This window comes from Arenibacter sp. S6351L, from assembly GCF_023016025.1.
In the GTDB taxonomy this organism is placed as follows: Bacteria; Bacteroidota; Bacteroidia; order Flavobacteriales; family Flavobacteriaceae; genus Arenibacter; species Arenibacter algicola_B.
In genome coordinates this window covers 87,180-107,961 of sequence record NZ_JALKBB010000015.1, presented here as the reverse complement: position 1 = coordinate 107,961, position 20,782 = coordinate 87,180, and the positions used below count along the sequence as shown (strand labels likewise).

Genomic DNA, 20,782 nt, shown 5'->3' with positions numbered 1-20,782 from the left:
TTACTTTAATTAATAACCTAATATGATAATTTGTAGAACGATTAAATTCATCAATTTCACCTTGATTTTGACAATAATAATACTTTCTGCTTCCTGCCACAGTAGAAAGAACGTTGTTAACTCAGATGAAGAAATTGATTATATCACAAGTCAAGTTGAAAATTCAATAAATGCTGTAAACAATGATCCTACAAGGATTCCAAGGACAATTACAGAAGATGGCAAATTAAGAACAGTTGGAATTTACGGATGGACAAGTGGTTTTTTTGCTGGAAACCTCTGGTATCTATATGATCTAACTGGTGATGACAAATGGAGGAAAAGAGCTATAAAATGGACCGAAGCATTGGATTCTGTTCAATATTACACTGAGGACCACGATATTGGTTTTATTATTAACTGTAGTTATGGTAACGGTTTACGTCTAGCTGGAATTAAAGAGTATGAAAAAGTAATTATTAATGCAGCTAAATCACTAACCACAAGATACAACCCGATTACCAAGAGCATTAAATCATGGAATCGAAAGAAGGCCTGGGACGGAGAGACAGAATGGTATTTTCCTGTCATCATAGACAATATGATGAACTTGGAACTTCTCTTTGAAGCAACTCGTTTAAGTGGGGACAACACCTTTAAAGATATTGCAGTTCAACACGCATTGACTACAATGCAAAATCACTACCGGAAAGACTTTTCCAGTTACCATGTTGTTGATTATGATACCATTACGGGAAATGTGCTAGATAAGGCAACAAATCAAGGATTTGTCGATCAATCCTCATGGGCTCGTGGCCAAGCCTGGGGACTATACGGGTTTATTACGTGCTATCGATATACTAAAGATGAACAATTTTTGCAATTTGCGGAAAATATAGCCAATTACATCCTAAATCATCCCAATTTACCTGAAGATTTGGTGCCATATTGGGATTATGACGCAACGAATTCTAAATTAATTCCGGAGTGGGATTACGATCCAGAAAAATACCCTGTAGTATTGCGAGACGTTTCTGCGGCAGCAATAACTTGTTCCGCATTGTTTGAATTGGCAGAATACAACATAGAGAATAGTGAGAAATACAAGAACAAAGCTTTTAAATTACTCGAATCACTGGCTTCGTCTACCTATATGAACACTGATAACGAAAATAACTACTTTATTTTGAATCATAGCGTAGGCAGTTTACCTCATGGTGCTGAAATCAACGCCCCACTTGTTTACGCCGACTATTATTTTCTAGAGTCCATTCGTCGTAAAAAGAAGGTATTGAACTAGCCCTAATTTGTAGTGGCCAATTGTTTAGATCTCTGAACACTAAAATGAATATTAAGAATAACAATTAGCTCTAGACAAAGAACTAGGTGAATTTATGCAATGAATATTCCCCTTTTTGGTTTGTCATTTTGATGAATCAGCCCCGTATTTTGTACCGAATATTATGTCAAATCAATTCTTTTTAACTTGGAAGATATACACGTTTTTTGTCCAGCTACCATAGCGAATATTTCATGTGGATTTGACGTTCTCGGCTTGGCATTAGCCTCTGTAGGAGATGAAATGGTAGTGAGAAAAATATCAAAAAAAGGTATATTTATATCAAAAATTGAAGGTCAAAACCTCCCTAAAGAAACACATTTGAATGTGGCAGGTATAGCAGGTCAAGCCTTTATGAAAAAAAGCACATACCAAGGGGGATTCGAAATTGAAATCTATAAACAAATTAAACCTGGAAGTGGCATTGGTAGCAGCGCCGCAAGCTCAGCTGCCGTAGTTGTGGCCATGAATAAGCTCCTAGGAGAACCATTTTCACCATTACAATTGGTAGAATTTGCCATGGAAGGGGAATGCTCAGTAAGCGGGATTCCACATGCAGATAACGTATCAGCAGCAATATTTGGAGGGATTACATTAGTCCGTAGCTACGACCCCTTAGATATAATTAGTTTAAATATCCCAAAAGAAATCTACGTTACGGTAATACATCCACAAATTGAAATCAAAACATCTGATTCAAGAAAGGTTTTAAGTTCCAACATATCTCTAAAAAATGGTATAAAACAGTGGGGCAATTTAGGCGGCTTCATAGCAGGTTTATACACAGAAAATTACGAATTAATTGGTCACTCCTTGAAAGACTACATTGTTGAACCCTTACGATCAAAATTAATCCCTTTCTTTCATCAAATTAAATTAGGAAGCATGGAAGCTGGAGCTTTAGGTTGTGGAATATCTGGCTCCGGACCCTCAATATATGCACTTAGCAAAGGATGTAACAAAGCTGAAAAGGTGGCATCGGCAATGCATCATATTTACGATAAGACAGGTATAGATTATGATATTCATGTTTCAGAAATAAATATTGAAGGCATTAAAGTATTATAAAGATGAAGTTTTTCAGTTTAAACAATAATTCACCTGTCGTCTCCTTTAAAGAGGCTGTCATTAATGGTCTAGCTCCAGATAAGGGGCTTTATTTTCCAAATCATATAAAACCACTGCCCAAATCATTCTTTCAAAACATAGCAACAATGGGCAATCATGAAATTGCAATGACTGCCGTAAAACAATTTGTTTCCAGAGATCTTTCTGCTAAGGTAATCAACAGAATAATATTCGATGTTATTGATTTTTCTTTCCCTTTAGTTGAAATTGAAAAAAATGTTGCAAGTTTAGAGCTTTTTCATGGACCAACAATGGCCTTCAAGGATGTGGGAGCACGATTTATGGCATTGTGCCTGGGCAATCTAATGGAGGGGGAAAATACAAAAATTACTGTTTTGGTTGCCACTTCAGGAGATACCGGTGGAGCAGTGGCCCAAGGCTTTCTAGGAGTAAATGGTGTAGACGTGGTTATTTTATACCCAAGTGGAGGAGTCAGCCCAATTCAAGAGAAACAATTGACCACCTTGGGACAGAACATAACCGCTTTGGAAGTACATGGCACCTTTGATGATTGCCAAAGTATGGTAAAAACTGCTTTCTCAGATAATGATATCACCCGAAAAATCAAGCTAACATCAGCCAACTCGATAAATGTGTCCAGATGGTTGCCACAATTATTCTACTTTTTATTCGCGTATAAACAAGTTCAATCAAAAGCAAAGAAAATTGTCTTTTCTGTACCAAGTGGCAATTTTGGGAATATTTGCGCCGGTATGGTAGCCCAAAAATTGGGCATGCCCATCAAACAGTTTGTAGCATCAACGAATATAAATGATACCGTGCCTAATTTTATGAAAACTGGAAAATATTGTCCAAAACCGGCAAAAGCAACTATTTCAAATGCTATGGACGTAAGCAATCCCAGTAATTTTAAGCGTATCCGCCATTTATATGACAATAATTTAGAAGATTTACGAAAGAATTTATACTCGTATTCATTTACTGATGATGAAACCAGCCAAGCTATACATGATGTATACCTAAATTCGTCCTATATACTAGATCCACATGGCGCAATTGGCTATTTAGGTCTCAAGAAGTATCAAAAGACAAACCCTGACACTTACGGTATATTTCTTGAAACTGCACACCCCGTAAAATTCAAGGATACTGTAGAAAAAGCCATTAATAAAGATTTGGTAATTCCCGATAAGGTTAAATTAATCCTATTAAAGGAAAAAAAATCCTTCAAAATTTCGAATTATGAAGAATTAAAGGCCTTTTTACTCGAAAACTAACCTCAATATACAACTGATCAACAACTGATTATGATTTACTAACAGGTAACACAAAATTAATTTATAAAAAAACATAAGATTATGAAAGTTTTATTGCATTTATTAGAAATAAAACGAAATATTATTATCTTTGTAATGTAATTAACTTTTATTGACTAATGGAATATTTAAACTGTTCAATAGATTATTTAAATTCAAAAGGAGGTTTAGCTACCGCCAAAGAAATATGTAATCAACCTCGGTTGTGGGAACAGACCTACCTTATGCTAAATGAAAGAAGCAATGAAATTTCTGAATTCCTCAAGCAAGTAACAGAAAAAGACCACCCCATAGTTATTCTGACTGGAGCCGGCACATCTGCATTCATAGGAGAGACACTAAAGGGAATCTTTCAAAAAAAATGGAAGGTCCCGTGTTTGGCAATTAGCACTACGGATATAGTTACCCATCCGGAAAATTACTTTATAAGATCAAGCCCAACTTTACTAATATCCTTTGGACGATCAGGGAACAGCCCCGAAAGTATTGCTGCCATAGAAGAGGGAAGAAAACACTGTGATATGTTCTATGAGCTAAATATCACTTGTAATGCCGTGGGCAGATTAGCTGAAAAAAATGAGGGTAAAAATTCATACGTGATCCTGCTGCCTGAGGAAACCAACGATAATTCATTAGCTATGACCAGCTCGTATTCCTCAATGCTGCTCACCGGACTATTACTAACTGATCTGAAGAACAGTCAAAACATTAGTCCGTTAATGAAAAGAATTAGGTTATACGGGGAATATATTTTAAATAATTGTTTGTCTGATCTAAAAACAATTGCCGAATTGGATTTTGAAAGAATGGTATTTTTAGGATCAGGACCTTTACTGGGGGTTGCCCAAGAATCACAGTTAAAAGTTCAAGAACTCTCAGATGGCAATATAATATGTAAGCATGATTCCTTTTTGGGATTTAGACATGGCCCTCGCGCAGTAGTTAATGATGACACTTTTATCGTCTACCTGTTGTCGAATAATCCTTTTGTTAAATCATATGAATTCGATTTAATTCAGTCTATAAAAGCTAAATCTGGAATGGAAAAGACTTTGGTTATAGGACAGGACGAAAGAATTGAAGATACTGGATTTGATTTTACTATTCAATTTCCAATGGAAATGGAAGATATTCCCGAGGACTTTCTGTCAATTTTCTATATTCTCCCAGCCCAAATCATTGGCTTTTATAAATCTTTGAGATTAGGTCTATCTCCAGATTCGCCCTCTAGAAACGGTTCCATATCTAGAGTTGTTGAAGGAGTTAAAATATACGATTCTAAACCTTTAGACAACTGGTAACAAGGTTAACCTCTAATTTACCCAAAAATAAAGTGCTTGCATGAAAAAATCAATTGATCTATTTACAGAGTTGATCTCTAATAACCTTAACGGTTCTAATAAGGGGATTTATTCCATATGTACAACCAATTCTGAAGTCCTGGAGGCTTGCCTTAAGAATTCCTTAGAAACCGGGGATATTCTATTAATAGAGTCCACATCAAATCAAGTAAACCAATTTGGTGGATATACCGGGATGAAGCCCTGCGATTTTATAAAATATGTTCATTCGCTAGCGAATAAGGTTGGATTCCCTAAAGATCACATTTTGTTCGGTGGCGATCACCTAGGTCCAAATCCATGGCAAAACCTTCCAGCTAAAGAGGCTATGGAAAAATCAAAAACATTGATTGATGAATACGTAAAACACGGCTATCAAAAAATACATCTCGATACCAGTATGTTTTGTGCGGATGACCTTGGAGACAGGACGAAACCTTTGTCCGATGAAATAGTTGCAGATAGGGCTAGCATTCTATGTAAAGTGGCAGAGGATTCATGGGAAAGGAATCGAAAAAATTATCCAAAACCTGTCTATATCATAGGAACAGAAGTTCCCATACCTGGAGGAGCCCAGAATATGCATGAAAACATCCTACCAACAAGCCCAGAAGATTTTGCGAGAACAATTATGATTTTCAAAGATGTATTTAATAAATGTGGTTTGGAAGATGCATGGACACGTGTCATAGGTGCCGTGGTCCAGCCCGGAGTTGAATTTGGGGATGACTGGATTTACCAGTACCAACGAGAAAAGGCAAGAAGTCTGAGTAACTCAATTTTCGAATTCACAAATATCGTTTTTGAAGCGCATTCAACCGACTATCAAACGGAATCAAATTTGAGTGCTCTAGTAGAAGACCATTTTTGCATTCTAAAAGTAGGTCCAGGACTAACTTTCGCATTCCGTGAGGCCATTTTTGCATTGGAAGCAATGGAAATAGAACTATTAGGCAAGGATCACAAGGGCCTGTCAAAATTGCGCCAAACCTTGGAGAAGGCCATGATTGAAGAACCTAATTATTGGAAAAAGTATTATTCGGGTGACCAAAACCAACAGCTATTCAAAAGAAAATATAGTTTTTCGGATCGATCAAGGTATTATTGGCCTCTCAAAGAACTCGATCTGGCAAAAAATAAATTATTTAAAAATTTACGTAACAACAAAATCCCCTTACCCTTATTAAGTCAATTTATGCCAAACCAATATCACCAGGTATGCGCGGGGATTCTTGAGAACGATCCACAAGAGTTAGTACATAATCATATTCAGTCTGTTGTAAAGACTTATTCTAAGGCATGTCACAGTACTACTAACAATTTATTATAAACGAGTGATATTCTACCCAAATTACTCAAAATAACAGAATCTTATATGAAATTTTATTATTTATAAAATTAAGGGCCAGAAATCAACCGCGAGAATAAATCTCTTAAGCATTCATTAAAAATAGTTATTTTGTTCATAAATCAGAAGAATATACCTCGGGGAGATGACCTGATCTCGAATGAAATTATTTTTTCAACTATTTAGTGTGACCAAACAAACGCTCGGGAACCACACATTAATCAAACAAAGCAAAAAAATATTAACAGTTCAAACGCCTTGACCTGGGATTGGAATTAATCTTCAGTGTGCAATAATTACCTCAACGTTATTAGATTTCAGAACTTCTTTAAACGAATCTTCAATTCCTTTATCCGTTATTAATTTATGAACCCTATCGAACCCACAAATTAAAGCGTGTCCAGATTTCTTGAATTTAGAGGAATCCGCCACTACGATAACCTCCTCTGCTATATCAATCATGATTTGATTTAAGTATGCCTCCTCTAGATAATGAGTGAATATCCCGGAATTCTCCTTAATGCCATCCACCCCTAAAAAAAGCTTATTGCAATGCAATTGCCTAAGGTTCCGTTCCGCCATTGGCCCTACCAAAGACATTGACGCTTCCTTTAAGGACCCCCCAAGCATAAGAATCTCAAGATTCTTCTTTTGTGCTAAATTATTAACAATATCCAAAGCATTACAAATAACTTTTAACCTTTTAAAATCATTTAAATTATTTGAAATTTCAAAAGTGGTAGTTCCCGAATCGAGAATAATACTATCATCTTCCATAATAATTGAGGCAGCCTTTTTTCCAATTAGACGCTTGACATCAAAATTTATTTGTTTCTTCTCAGTAATGGTCAAAGCAAGATTATTCAATTTAAATGCACCACCATGCGCTCGAATCAAAAGATTGTTTTTTTCTAGATTATCAAGATCATTCCTAATGGTAACCTCGCTAACCCCAAGTATTTTACTTAATTCATTTACAGCTACTTGCCCATGTTTATCAAGCTCCTGTAAAATCGTGGATCTACGTTTAGCAGTTTTTTTCATATCCATATCTATCCTTTGAACCTTCATTAATTTATCCTAAAATTTCTCCAATATATGCAAAAAATAATATCTAACCAGTACCTTAAACTAAAGGTATAAAATGATTAATTACATTATCTACCGCTCTCAGTAGTAAAAACCAAATTAACCTTTAATATACTATTAGTTTCAAATTAAGCTAAAAATACTCTAATTCTGTACACTTTTAGGTAAACATAAGAAAGTTATTTAAAATAATAAGTAAATATAATTTTTTTTATTATGTATTATTTCTTTATTTTTGAATACTCAACCAATACCATGCGCTACCAAAAAAGGCGCCTGAAAGTGTATTAAGTAGGAAGTTCTAAATCAAAAGAAATAGGATTGTATTTGGGCACGGGATCTAAACGTTATCTGTTCGTCCTTGAAGAGAAAAATTTATAAATGTGAGGCTTTACTCAAAATTTGACAAACCAATAACCGATGGATGAAAAAAAACTATTAGTGGTTGGAGAATTAAACATTGATTTAATATTAAATTCCATTCACGGGTTCCCAGAAATAGGCAAGGAGATTTTAGCTGATAATATGACCGTAACATTGGGTAGTTCCTCTGCGATAATGGCTGCCAATTCCGCCACCCTGAAAGTCCCAACTTCCTTTTGTGGATTGGTAGGCAACGATTCATATGGGGATTTCGTATTAGATGAACTGAGGCGCAAAAATGTTCAAACCCATTATATAAGAAAATCAAAAAAACATCAGACCGGAGTTACCATAATCATGAACTACCATCAAGACAGGGCTAATGTTACCTTCAGTGGCGCAATGGCATCCCTTACAACGGCCCATATTCCTTGGCCTGACCTGAAGAAGTATTCTCACTTACATATCTCAAGTTTGTTTCTGCAAAAGGGTATTAAAAATGACGTTTTACAAATATTCAAAAAGGCCAAAAAATTTGGAGTTACAACTTCTTTGGACTTGCAATGGGATCCATCCGAGAAATGGGACTTTGATTTTAAAAAATGCCTTCCATTTGTTGACATATTCCTACCTAACCGTAATGAGGTTTTGTCTCTCACAAAGTCTACCAATCTCCAAGAAGGAATTGATAAAATAAAACCATTTGCAAATTGTCTTGTAATAAAATTAGGGGAAGAGGGAAGCATAGGAATCCAAAGTGGCGAACTTGTCAAATCACCTGCCTATAACAATACGAAATTTGTTGATGCTATAGGCGCAGGTGATTCCTTCAATTCCGGCTTTCTAAAAAAATATATTGAAGGGGAAAGCTTAACCGAATGTTTGAAATGGGGCAATCTTATGGGCGCGCTTAATACCACCGCCGCAGGAGGCACAGAAGCGTTTAAAAGCTATGATTCAATAAGGAAGCAAGTACAAGAGATTTTTAATTTAAAAATATAATCGAAAAGTGAAATTAAAAGAAAAACTACATCAATTTACTTATCAAAAAAGAGGACTTTTGGCCACCAATTTTTATAATTTGGAGACGCTTCATGGAGTCTTGAAAGCTGCAAGTGAACTTCATGAACCATTGATCCTTCAGCTCACTCAAAGCTCGATTAACTATATGGGTCTGGAAACAGCTGTAAATCTAGCAAGAACTGGGCTTGAGCAATTCAACGTTGAAGGATGGATTCATTTGGACCACGGAGACTCTATTAGATTAGCCCAATCTTGTCTTGATGCGGGTTTTGATTCCGTTATGATAGATGGCAGCGAACTTTCTTTTAATGAAAACATAAAAATCACTTCAGAAGTTGTTAAACTAGCAGAAAAGTACGGCGCTCATGTCGAAGCTGAACTAGGTTTTGTAGCCAAACTTGGGCAATTCCAAACAAAAAACGGATTTACACAACCGGAAGAAGCTAAAAAGTTTGTGGATGCGACTGGTGTAGATGCTCTTGCCATTTCGATCGGCACAGCTCATGGATTTTACAAAGAAGAACCAAATTTGGACTTAGATTTACTTTCAAATATTGCAGCTGTCTGTCCCGCCACTCTTGTGTTACATGGCAGTTCGGGCGTTCCTGCCACTCAAATACAAGAAGCTATTTATTTAGGGATTTGTAAAGTAAATTTGGCAACGGAGATTAAGAATGTTTTTATGAGAACATTAAAGACTGAACTTACAGGCAATGATGAGATTGACCTTAGAAAAGTTTTCCCAATTGCCACACAGCACATTACAGATCTGATAAAAGAAAAACTTGTAACTATAAAAAACCAAAGAGATTAAGCCTCGATATCAAGTACAGCTCGTTAAGACTATTCATTTTATTAGTGATATGTGATATGTAAGAACTGATGTATATGTCATAGATATTAATTTTCAAATTGTTGCTTTACCTGTCTAAAATAGATTTATTGACATTCATCAATTCAAAAATTTCTTTAGACTTAAAAACATGAAATAATTTGGAATTATCATCGACTTATCATGAACGAGTATTTCAATTTTCAGAATCACAACTATCCTATTTCATCCATTATCCTCTAAATATTAATATAAAGAAAAAGAGGCAATTCAAAGATTTTAAAGCCATATATTGCTCCATAAAGAAGCTTAATATATGTCCGTTGAATCAACTCTGACCAGCATTTCGTGTACACAGAAGCACCTGATGAGCAAACGAGAGATATCCAACAGAAACTGCCCGGGAAACAGACAATGTTCAATGAATCATTAACAACGGTACTGAATGTGATACTAGCGACATTATATCAATAAACCCGACCGGTCCATACCACAAATTATATATTTAAAGAACGAAGCAACGGAAGCTATCGATGGGACATCAAACACAAACACATCTTTAAAAACATCGACCATGTACGGGAAGATACTGAAGATTGACAAGAGAACATTAAACACAAAAGCTCACACGATTCCTTCAGAGCCATGACACCAATAAAATATACCCAGCACAATTCTATTGGAGCTAACCTCTTACCAACTAAAAGCAACAACTTTTTTTTACAAAAAACAGACAATTAACCAGTTCCAAAAAAGGCAATACTACAATTCGATTTAATTCTTAGTTCTGCGAGATGGTTAAATTTCATAAAGACTCCTAGACTTAGTATTGATCAAACTATAAAATATAAACATAAGGTTTCGAATTTCATTTTCTTTCATATATATTGCTTTTTGTTTTATTTATTAATATTTTAGCACCAATTCTAAAGACTAAACTATAGAAATAGGTCTTTCATTAAATATTAATCGTTATGAACACCCGCGTTTTTATTACTTACCTACTCTTGTGGAGCACAGTAACCCTGCAAGCCCAAGATGACGTATCCCTATTTGATTTCTGGACCTACGAATCAGATGTGGAAAACTCACTTTATAAGACACTTGCTTCCATTGCATTGGAGCAATTAGAACCAAGAAATGAAGAAATTCATCAATTAAAAACAAAGGAGAATTGGATAGAACGGCAAAAAGTAGTTAAAAGTAAGTTATTAAACATTATAGGACCTTTACCTGAGAAGACACCTTTAAATATTCAGGTGACAGGTATAATACAAAGGGAAGATTATCGAGTAGAAAAATTGATTTATGAGTCGCAACCTGGTTTTTATGTGACTTCAGCCTTATTTATCCCAAATAATATTACTGGAAAAGCACCTGCTATTTTGAATCCGATAGGACATAGCCCCAATAGTTTTAGAAGGGATGTCTATCAACATAAAATCATCAATCTAGTAAAAAAAGGATTTGTGGTTTTGGCATATGACCCAATTGGCCAAGGTGAAAGACTACAGTATTATAACGAGGATTTAGGGAAATCGAAGTTTCCAACAAATCATGAACACTCTTACCCTGGAGCACAATGCTACATCGCCGGATACTCCTCTTCAAAGCATTTTATTTGGGATGGAATACGAGGCATCGATGTCCTATTGTCAAGACCTGAGGTGGATCCTACCCGATTAGGCATGAACGGAATTTCCGGTGGTGGAAATATGACCGCCTTTATCGGGGCTATAGATGATAGAATACTTGCGACTGCTCCGGAATGTTGGATTACAAATTTTAATTATCTTCTTAAAAGTGAAGCTCCTCAGGATTCAGAACAGAATCTTGTTAAATTGATATACAACGGGTTGGACCATCCTGATTTTATTGAAGTAAGAGCACCCAAACCTACCCTGATCATGGCAACCACACGTGATTTCTTCAGTATTCAAGGAACTCGGGAATCATTTCTAGAAGCTAGAAAGGCTTATGAGGCCTTGGGTGCTAAAGAAAATTTACAAATCACAGAAGATGATGATAGACATACTTCCACGATTAAAAACAGGGAAGCAATGTATGCTTTTTTTCAAAAACACCTGAACAACCCTGGAGATAATAAGGATTATGAAGTAGAACTTTTTTCCGAGGAGGAATTATTTTCAACTAAGACTGGTCAATTAGCCACATCGTTAAAAGGGGAAACAATGTATTCCTTAAATAAAAAAGTGGTAGAAGAACAAATGATAGCGTTAAAAGAATCAAGAACCAATACCAATAAACACCTGTTAGAAACTCGAAGTTCAGCCATTGAATTATCTGGATTTTCTTTTCCGGAAAAATTTGGCAAAAGCATCTTTTCGGGCCGAATTGTGAATGATGGCTATCAATTGGAGAAGTATCTCATCCAGGGTAGTGGAAATTACAAACTTCCTTTAGCGCTTTTCATACCCGAAAACGAAACAAAGGAAGAGGTTATCCTCTTGTTGCACGAAAAGGGAAAGAATTTTGCTGCGAACAACGATAATCTGGCAAAACGGCTAGTGTCAAGTGGCTACACCGTATTGCTAGCTGATCTTCCCGATATAGGAGAAATGGGCCCAGGATACCTGAAAGGGGATACATACATTCAGGGCGTTTCTTATAATAAATGGTTCGCAGGAATACTTACAGGAAAATCAATCGTCGGCCTAAGAGCCGAAGATATTGTTAGAATAAATCACTTTATTAAGGTTGATTTGCCAAGATACCAATCAACAACAGCTATTTCAGTAGGTGTTTTGGGTAGCGAATTGTTACATGCTGCCACATTCGACCAGAATATTCATAAAGTATGTCTCATCCAACCATTCTTAAGTTATTCCGATATAGCTCTAACCCGGGATTACCAACCCTCCTATATCCACTCTGTTGTACCGGGAGCAATTACAAAATATGACTTACCTGATCTGATAGCTTCTATATCTCCCAAGAAAATACTAATAATAAACTCACTAGAGGCGAATGGGTTAAATGCTAATGAACAAAAAATTAGAGAAATTATGTCCTTCCCCATTGACATATATAACAATAAAAATACTACGAACAATTTTACAATAGAAAGTAACATACATAATCAAGCCATAGCAGAACGAGTACTGTCTTGGCTTGAATAAAACCCTGCAATTTGAAAATAAAAATATTATGTACTACGGCAATGATGAAATCAATTCTTGATTCAATATTCATTCTTGCATTGCTCATATTCTCAACCAGTCACATACTTTCGTGCAGAGAGAGCAATAAGGCAGAGAAGTTTAAAGACGATACCTCCACAGAAAGATCAAAAGCCGGGCAAATCTATCATCTGACGGAAGTTGAGGGCATGGAACACCTAGATGAAATCAAACAATCAGTCCTGACTCCGGAAGACTGGCGAACACGGGCCAACGCTATCCAATCTCATATACTAAAAGCAACCGATTTAGACCCTCTTCCAGACAAATGCCCGCTTAATCCCATTTATGGGGCAATAAGAAAATATGACGGCTATCGGGTTCAAAATGTCGCATTCGAAAGTCTGCCGGGCGTTTATGTGACCGGTTCGTTGTATAGCCCACTGAAACCTACAAAAAAACCTGCTGGTATTCTAAGTCCACATGGCCATTGGCCAAATAGAGAGAATTATGGCCGATACAGACCGGATGTACAGAACCGATGTGCCTCCATGGCACGTATGGGAGCAGTAGTTTTTTCCTATGACATGGTAGGGTATGGGCAACTTGCAGAATTTGGATGGGTTCACGAAAGTCCTCAAACCATGAAATTGCAAATTTGGAATAGTATCAGATCAGTTGATTTTCTTATCAGTATAGGCGTTGACCCTAAAAGGATAGCCAGTACGGGCGCATCGGGCGGTGGCACTCAGACTTTCCATCTTGCTGCTGTAGATTCCCGTATTTCGGTTTCAGTTCCCGTTGTAATGGTTTCATACCGTCATTTTGGAGGGTGTATTTGCGAACTTGGTATGGGCATACAAGAAGATGGAGTATTCAAATATAACAATGCGGAGATTGCAGCTTGCTTAGCACCTAATCCGCTATTATTAGTATCTGTTGGCACAGATGCTACAGAATATACTCCTCAGGTCGAATTTCCGTTCGAGCAATATATCTATGGATTATTCGGTAAAGCTGAAATGGTCGAAAATGCCCATTTTCCCGATGAGCAACATGGATACGAATCAAGTAAAAGAGCCGCTGTATATCCCTTTTTGGCCAAACACCTTAATCTTGATCTTTCAATGGTTATGAATACCGATGGAACCTTGAAAGAAGATGGGATCGTTATTGAAGAAATTGAAGCCCTCTATCCATTTGACCAACAGCATCCATTTCCAAAAGAAGGCATAAGTGCGAACAAAGATGTTGTGTGGGATTGGAAAAGCAACTTATAAATAAGATCCCAAGAAGAAAAACAATATATATACCTAGACCTTAAAACCAATTATGATATGAAAAATGCAATTCAATTTCTGCTGTTAATGATTATCTTATCAGGGTGTCAACAACAGAATAGTTATGATAAGGTGCTTCTAACCGATGATTTTAGTTCGATTCGAAGAGGCCCATACTCCGTAGATGTTGGTGCTCATACCGAATATCATTATTTACATGAAGCGGCACCCCGGTCTCAATGGGCTGTCTCAACTTTTACCTGGGATTCTGATTTCAAACGTGCTTGGCATGTTCGTCAAGAGGGTGATGACCGTCAAATGATACAGGTAATGACAAATGACAGAAAACAGCATACCCATCCCTTGGTGGTTGCAGGTGATCATGATTGGGAAAATTATTCTGTCAGTTTGCAGTTTACACCGCAATCAAGGGAATTACAATCCGGATTGGTATTTCGATATCGAAATGACCGAAATTATTACTTCGCCGGCGTAAAAGGTGATTCCTTGGTACTCAAGATGGTAGACGATGCCAAGGGGTTTCATAAGCCGTATGAGGTGATATTGGGTTCTGCTCTTGTTGGATGGAACGAAGAGGAATCGTTGACTTTGAAAGTAGAAGTCGAAGAAAACAAGATATCATGCAGTATTAAGGAAGTAACTATTGATGCCGAGGATGATACTTATCATAAGGGTAAAGTCGGGCTGTTGGCCGATGTACCTACAAAATTTCACCGAATAGACGTCAAAACATCTGATGATGAATTGCAAAAGCTAAAAACTTCCCGGGATGGATATGCACTTGAATTGGAGAAAATCAGTGAATCCGTGCCTAAAATGAAAGTCTGGAAAAAAATCAACACCACAGGATTCGGTGTCGGTCGAAATCTGAGATTTGGAGATTTGAATAATGACGGAACACTCGATGTTTTAGTGGGGCAGGTCGTAAATCACGGTCCACAGGATCGGAATTCTGAATTGAGCTGCATGACCGCCATGACTTTCGACGGGGATATCCTTTGGCAAACGGGAACCCCAGACCCATGGAAAGTCAACCTAACAAGTGATGTTGCCTTCCAAATACATGACCTGGATAATGACGGTAAGTCCGAGGTAATATATACCATGAACAAGGAATTGATCGTAGCGGATGGCGCTACTGGTAAAATTAAATATAAAAAAACGACACCAATTGTTACCGATCAAGAAGTTATTAGTCCGGAGACACACAATATGTTTGGTAATATTTTAGGTGATTGTCTTTATTTCTGTGATTTAAGAGGTAAGGGTTATGATAGTGATATTATTATTAAAGATAGGTACGAACGAGTTTGGGCTATGGATGATCGATTAAATATCCTTTGGTACAATAAACTTAATACCGGCCACTATCCATTCGCCTATGATGTGGATGAGGATGGAAAGGACGAGCTGCTCATAGGATATAGCCTATTGGATGATGATGGAAGCACCATGTGGACACTGGAGAACGAATTGGAGGACCATGCCGATGGCGTTGCGGTAGTTAAATATACAGAAGATTCGGATCCAATTATCATGTGCGCCGCCAGTGATGAAGGATTATTCTTTGCCGACCTTGATGGGAAGATAACAAAGCATCACTATATCGGCCATGGGCAAAACCCCGCGGTAGCTAATTTTAGGGATGACTTACCAGGATTGGAGACCATTTCAATGAATTTTTGGGGCAATCAAGGTATTATACACTTTTATGATGCGAGCGGGGATATTTATCACGATTTTGAACCCAATCAATACGGCAGTATGCTATTGCCAGTGAATTGGACGGGGAAATCCGAGGAATTCTTCATTGTGAACCCGAATGTTGATGAGGGAGGTGTATTTGATGGTTGGGGAAGAAAGGTATTGGATTTTCCTGATGATGGCCATCCCGATATGTGCAATGCCGTGATGGACATTACAGGAGACGGCAGGGACGAGATTGTTGTTTGGGATCCCCACGCTATATGGGTTTATACACAAGAGGATATTTCATCTGAAGATAGGTTATATAAACCACTTCGAAATCCACTTTACAATTACTCCAACTATCAAGCCACTATTTCAATGCCCAATTGGGAAGAGAAAAAGTGATTCCATAAAATTATACTATTCAAGAACTCCTACACCATAGAATTTCCTTTTTTATGATTACTCCAGGATATGGACCCAATAATGTATTAAAGGTACATTGTGAAATCATCAATGGTAATCATAAATATTAAATTGTAAAAAATGATAATGTAATGCTCACAAATAAATTTAATTTAGGTTTTTTCCCGACCCCCTTACACGAACTTCAAAACATGTCGAAATCATTTCCCGCCTATTCAATTTTTATAAAAAGAGATGATCTAACTGGATTAGCTTGTGGAGGAAATAAAACTCGCAAATTAGAATTTTTAATTAAGCAAGCTTTGGATGGGGGCTATAATACAATTATCACCTCGGGTGCCCAACAGTCAAACCATTGTCGACAAACCGCCGCCGCTTGTGCAATGGCGGGTTTAAAATGTCATTTGTTATTAGGTGGAGATGAACCACAAACTTATACCGGAAATTTATTACTTTCCTCTATACTTGGAGCTCAAATTCATTTCACAGGGAACAATAGAAAGGGTGAGGATACTTTGGTTCTTAAAAAAGAATTAGAAAAGAAAAATAATCGATGTTTTGTAATACCATATGGAGGGTCTAATATTATAGGCGCTTTAGGATTCATAATTGCCGTCAAGGAATTGAAAAAACAATTGAAAGATAGTGATTTAACTATTGACTATATCTTTTTCCCTTCAAGTTCAGGCGGAATGCAAGCCGGATTAACCTTGGGAATTGAATACTATAACTTAAACTACAAGTTAATTCCCATTAATGTAGATAAAGATCAGACCAACGGCCGGCCATTAGAAAAAATCGTTCTAGAAATCATAAACGAGGGATTCAATTATTTAAAAATGGACAAACAATTTGGTCTTACCAATATTCCATTAAACAAAGATTATGATAAAGATGGTTATGGCAATTTGAATGAAAATGAGAAAAATACAATCTTAGAATTAGCTCAACAAGAAGGGATAATTTTAGATCCCGTTTATTCAGGTAGAGCTTTTAACGGAATGATTGATATTTTAAGAAGCAGGAAAATCCCAGAAAAATCAAATGTACTGTTCTGGCACACTGGAGGTGGTCCGGCCATATTTGAATACAGCAAACCCTTTACTAAAGAAAATGGTAACTACTTATAGTACCAATTCACTAGTGATAAAATAGTATATAGGAAAATAAAAAAAAATGAACTTGGACATTAAACACTAAAATTAACAATAAGAACAGGTAATATGGAGTCAGTTTGTTATACTCTTATTTGTTTATTTTCTCCAGTCCCATTCCCATTAGCCATTGTAAATAGAATTCAGTGAAATCAAATAACGATATCTATCTTGAAATTCTGGGGCAATCACAATTGAATTCTGTGAAGACAGAGTGATACTAACATCGAAGCTGGTAGGTTAAAAAAGGCCACTATCCAGTTTTTAGATAGAGTCTTTAATTTGGTTATTAACGCTAGGCCACCCAAGATTTTTTTTAGTAATTTATTGTTCTTTGGGTCATATCTCAGTTTAGGCAAAGTTTTGTGTTGGCCATAAGGTCATGGATCCTCTGGACATTTTTGGCCTTACATTTAAGGATGCGGATGAAGCCCTTCCACTTGTTATATCAAGGGAAAGACAACGTCTTTCAAAAAAGCAGTCATATTCTGATTGTGATATTTTAAGAGCTATCAAAAAGTACAATCGATTGTACTTTTTGATATATCACAAAAATAAAGTAATCATATTCTTTCATATATATGAAAAAATAATATAAATTTACACTTAACAACCAAAAAGAAACAATACGAAACAAATATTTGATTGTATCTAAATTGTTTGCCAAAATTCACCAATCACCTCAACAACAATAATCGTTAGTCAACATTAAAAAGACATTTTAGTTTAAAGTAGAAATGTAATTAAATTATGAGCACAAGAAGAAGCTTTATAAAAAATTCAACAATGTTTGGAACTGGAATAGCTGTTATTCCGACGACTACAATGGAACTCATCAATGATCAAAAACAGCCTAGATTGAATCTAGGACTGATTGGTATAGGCCAAAGAGGAGCCGGCCATTTAAAAAACATCTTACTGAGGGATGATGTGAACATAACTGCAATCTGCGACATAAATCCATCTAGGATTAATTTGGCTTTAGAGTCAATATCAAAATCTAGCAAATTAATACCCAAAACTTTTGGAAGTAATGATTATGACTATCGAAATTTACTCGAATTAAAAGAAGTTGACGCTGTTATCATCTCTACCCCATGGCTTTGGCATACAATAATGGCCAAAGATGCAATGATAGCAAAAAAATATGTAGGAATAGAGGTGTCTGCCGCAAATACAATTGAGGAATGTTGGGATTTAGTAAATACACATGAACAAACAGGCACACATCTTATGATTCTTGAAAACGTTGCCTATAGACGGGACGTTCTATCCATACTTAATATGGTAAAGCAAGACATTTTTGGAGAGCTTATCCATTTCAGGTGTGGTTACCAACATGACCTGAGGGACGTGAAATTCAATGACGGCATACAACACAAAGGAGGAGGGGTCGAATTCGGAAAAAATGGAATTTCTGAAGCCAAATGGCGAACCCAACACTCCTTGCTAAGAAACGCGGATATATATCCAACACATGGCCTGGGGCCGATTGCCATAATGGCCGACATCAATCGAGGAAATAGGCTTATGACATTGACATCAAATGCGAGTAAAGCGAGGGGGCTTCACAACTATATAATAAACCACCCTAAAGGTGGTCAGCTACATCCCAATGCTAAATTAAAATGGAAATTGGGGGATGTCATAACCTCAACTATAGAGACAGCGAAAGGCGAAACTATCATTGTTACACATGATTGCAATTTACCAAGGCCATATTCCTTAGGTTTTCGGGTACAAGGAGTAAATGGATTGTGGGAAGTAGATGGAAATAGAATCTATATTGAGGGAGATTCTGAACATCACAAGTGGGATGATGCCAACAAATGGCTAGAACAATACGATCATCCTCTTTGGAAAAAGTATGGGGGTCAGGCTATAGGGGCTGGTCACGGAGGAATGGATTTTTTTGTAATAGATGCCTTTGTGGAATCTGCCAAGCGAGACATTGCCCCTCCAATGGACGTTTATGATGCTGCGGCTTGGAGCGCTGTTACTCCATTATCCGAGGCATCTATTGAAAATAATGGTGAGCCACAATATTTCCCAGATTTCACTAGAGGCACCTGGATAAAACGACAACCTTATAATTGGATGAAAACAGACTATTAAAAATAGCAAAATGATAATTATAGTATTTAATACTCCTCTATATCTATAAAAATGTATCCATTAGATGAGAGAATAAAAAAAGGTTAGGACATAAAAATATCTCAATAATTAAAAAATTAATCTAAAGATGGAAAACATAAAAGTAGCTAGCGTTCAATTTGAGCATAAAAATGGAGACAAGGTGTACAATATCAATAAAATCGAAGAATTTGTCCAACAGGCATGCAAAAATGATGTTGACATGATTGTTTTCCCTGAATGTTGTATTACAGGCTATTGGTACCTAAGAAAATTATCCAAAGAAGATTTAATGGCATTGTCTGAAAATATGTCAGATAGTAAGAGTGTACAATTAATAGTAAAAATGTCAAAAAAATACAATATTACTATTTGTACAGGACTAATAGAAAACCACAAGGATAATTTATATAACACGTATATAGTTGTGATGCCAGACGGAACTGTCAAGTATCATCGTAAACTACATTGTTTTGTAAATGAACATATGTCTTCCGGAAATGAATACACTGTAATAGATACTCCTTTCGGGTGGAAAGTTGGTATACTTATTTGCTATGATAATAATATTATTGAAAATACAAGAATAACTGCATTAATGGGGGCTGATGTAATTATTGCCCCACACCAAACTGGAGGGTGTAGAACAAGCGATCAGAACATTATGGGAATAATTGATTCTGCCCTATGGGAAAACCGCATTAAAGACCCTATTTCCATTGAAAAGGAATTTAAAGGGGAAAAAGGCCGAGGATGGCTCTTACGTTGGCTTCCTAGTCGAGCTCATGATAATGGGGTTTTCTATGTATTCAGTAACGGAGTTGGAAAAGACGACGACGAAATTCGAACAGGAAATGCAATGATAATAGATGCTTATGGCAGAATTATTACTGAAACATGGAAAGCGGCCGATGACATGGTTATTGCCAAATTGGACGCAAGTCTCCTAAATGACAATACAGGACAAAGGTGGATTACAGCCCGTCGCCCATCTTTATACAAAAGCTTGACCAAATTAACCGGAAAGGAGTTGGACATGTTTACCGCTAGATTCTCTGGAAAAGGAGCGTAACAAAGATCATAAATATATTTACTACGGCTATTTACGGAGGATTGATTCCGAGGTGCAAAATCAAATTTGCAAATGACCGAACTGTTAAGGTTTTAAGTCAGTTCACTGCCATTCAAACAGCAGTACAGGTCTAAAAAGTTGGAAATAGC

At 36.6% G+C, this 20,782-nt stretch carries 14 protein-coding genes; 13 read left to right on the top strand and 1 reads right to left on the bottom strand.

Annotated elements, in window-relative coordinates:
* Positions 1 to 22 precede the first annotated feature (22 nt).
* The 5 genes from MWU82_RS13490 to MWU82_RS13470 all read left to right on the top strand — a co-directional run bounded on the left by MWU82_RS13490 (position 23) and on the right by MWU82_RS13470 (position 6,393).
* Positions 23 to 1,279, top strand: coding sequence for a glycoside hydrolase family 88 protein (locus MWU82_RS13490; RefSeq protein WP_247096770.1), 1,257 nt, complete (start codon positions 23 to 25; stop codon positions 1,277 to 1,279).
* A gap of 186 nt (positions 1,280 to 1,465) precedes the next feature.
* Complete coding sequence (locus MWU82_RS13485; protein ID WP_247096769.1) at positions 1,466 to 2,386, top strand: homoserine kinase; 921 nt, start codon at positions 1,466 to 1,468, stop codon at positions 2,384 to 2,386.
* A 2-nt stretch (positions 2,387 to 2,388) separates the two neighbouring features.
* Positions 2,389 to 3,684 (top strand): threonine synthase, encoded by a 1,296-nt coding sequence (gene thrC / locus MWU82_RS13480; protein ID WP_247096768.1) that lies wholly within the window; start codon positions 2,389 to 2,391, stop codon positions 3,682 to 3,684.
* Between the two features lie 158 nt (positions 3,685 to 3,842).
* Positions 3,843 to 5,024, top strand: coding sequence for an SIS domain-containing protein (locus tag MWU82_RS13475; RefSeq protein ID WP_247096767.1), 1,182 nt, complete (start codon positions 3,843 to 3,845; stop codon positions 5,022 to 5,024).
* A 40-nt stretch (positions 5,025 to 5,064) separates the two neighbouring features.
* Positions 5,065 to 6,393 carry a class II D-tagatose-bisphosphate aldolase, non-catalytic subunit gene (locus tag MWU82_RS13470; RefSeq protein WP_247096766.1) on the top strand — a complete coding sequence of 443 codons (1,329 nt, stop codon included), beginning with the start codon at positions 5,065 to 5,067 and terminating at the stop codon, positions 6,391 to 6,393.
* A gap of 300 nt (positions 6,394 to 6,693) precedes the next feature.
* Here the strand turns inward: MWU82_RS13470 and agaR are convergent, their stop codons facing one another.
* Positions 6,694 to 7,461, bottom strand: coding sequence for a transcriptional repressor AgaR (gene agaR, locus MWU82_RS13465; protein ID WP_247096765.1), 768 nt, complete (start codon positions 7,459 to 7,461; stop codon positions 6,694 to 6,696).
* 459 nt (positions 7,462 to 7,920) lie between these two features.
* Between agaR and MWU82_RS13460 the strand changes: the two genes are divergently transcribed.
* From MWU82_RS13460 to MWU82_RS13425, 8 genes are all read left to right on the top strand, one after another.
* A complete protein-coding gene (locus MWU82_RS13460; protein ID WP_247096764.1) occupies positions 7,921 to 8,865 on the top strand; it encodes a sugar kinase in 945 nt (314 codons plus the stop codon).
* A gap of 7 nt (positions 8,866 to 8,872) precedes the next feature.
* Positions 8,873 to 9,700 (top strand): class II fructose-bisphosphate aldolase, encoded by an 828-nt coding sequence (locus MWU82_RS13455; protein WP_247096763.1) that lies wholly within the window; start codon positions 8,873 to 8,875, stop codon positions 9,698 to 9,700.
* A gap of 992 nt (positions 9,701 to 10,692) precedes the next feature.
* Positions 10,693 to 12,858, top strand: a complete 2,166-nt coding sequence (locus MWU82_RS13450) for an acetylxylan esterase (protein WP_247096762.1) — start codon at positions 10,693 to 10,695, stop codon at positions 12,856 to 12,858.
* An 11-nt stretch (positions 12,859 to 12,869) separates the two neighbouring features.
* Positions 12,870 to 14,138, top strand: a complete 1,269-nt coding sequence (locus tag MWU82_RS13445; RefSeq protein WP_247096761.1) for an acetylxylan esterase — start codon at positions 12,870 to 12,872, stop codon at positions 14,136 to 14,138.
* Positions 14,139 to 14,195: 57 nt separating this feature from the next.
* Positions 14,196 to 16,253, top strand: coding sequence for a hypothetical protein (locus tag MWU82_RS13440; protein ID WP_247096760.1), 2,058 nt, complete (start codon positions 14,196 to 14,198; stop codon positions 16,251 to 16,253).
* A 152-nt stretch (positions 16,254 to 16,405) separates the two neighbouring features.
* A complete protein-coding gene (locus tag MWU82_RS13435; protein ID WP_247096759.1) occupies positions 16,406 to 17,404 on the top strand; it encodes a D-cysteine desulfhydrase family protein in 999 nt (332 codons plus the stop codon).
* A gap of 774 nt (positions 17,405 to 18,178) precedes the next feature.
* Positions 18,179 to 19,543 carry a Gfo/Idh/MocA family oxidoreductase gene (locus tag MWU82_RS13430; RefSeq protein ID WP_247096758.1) on the top strand — a complete coding sequence of 455 codons (1,365 nt, stop codon included), beginning with the start codon at positions 18,179 to 18,181 and terminating at the stop codon, positions 19,541 to 19,543.
* A 127-nt stretch (positions 19,544 to 19,670) separates the two neighbouring features.
* On the top strand, positions 19,671 to 20,633 hold the full coding sequence (locus MWU82_RS13425) for a nitrilase family protein (RefSeq protein ID WP_247096757.1): 963 nt from the start codon (positions 19,671 to 19,673) through the stop codon (positions 20,631 to 20,633).
* The last annotated feature ends 149 nt before the right edge of the window (positions 20,634 to 20,782 follow it).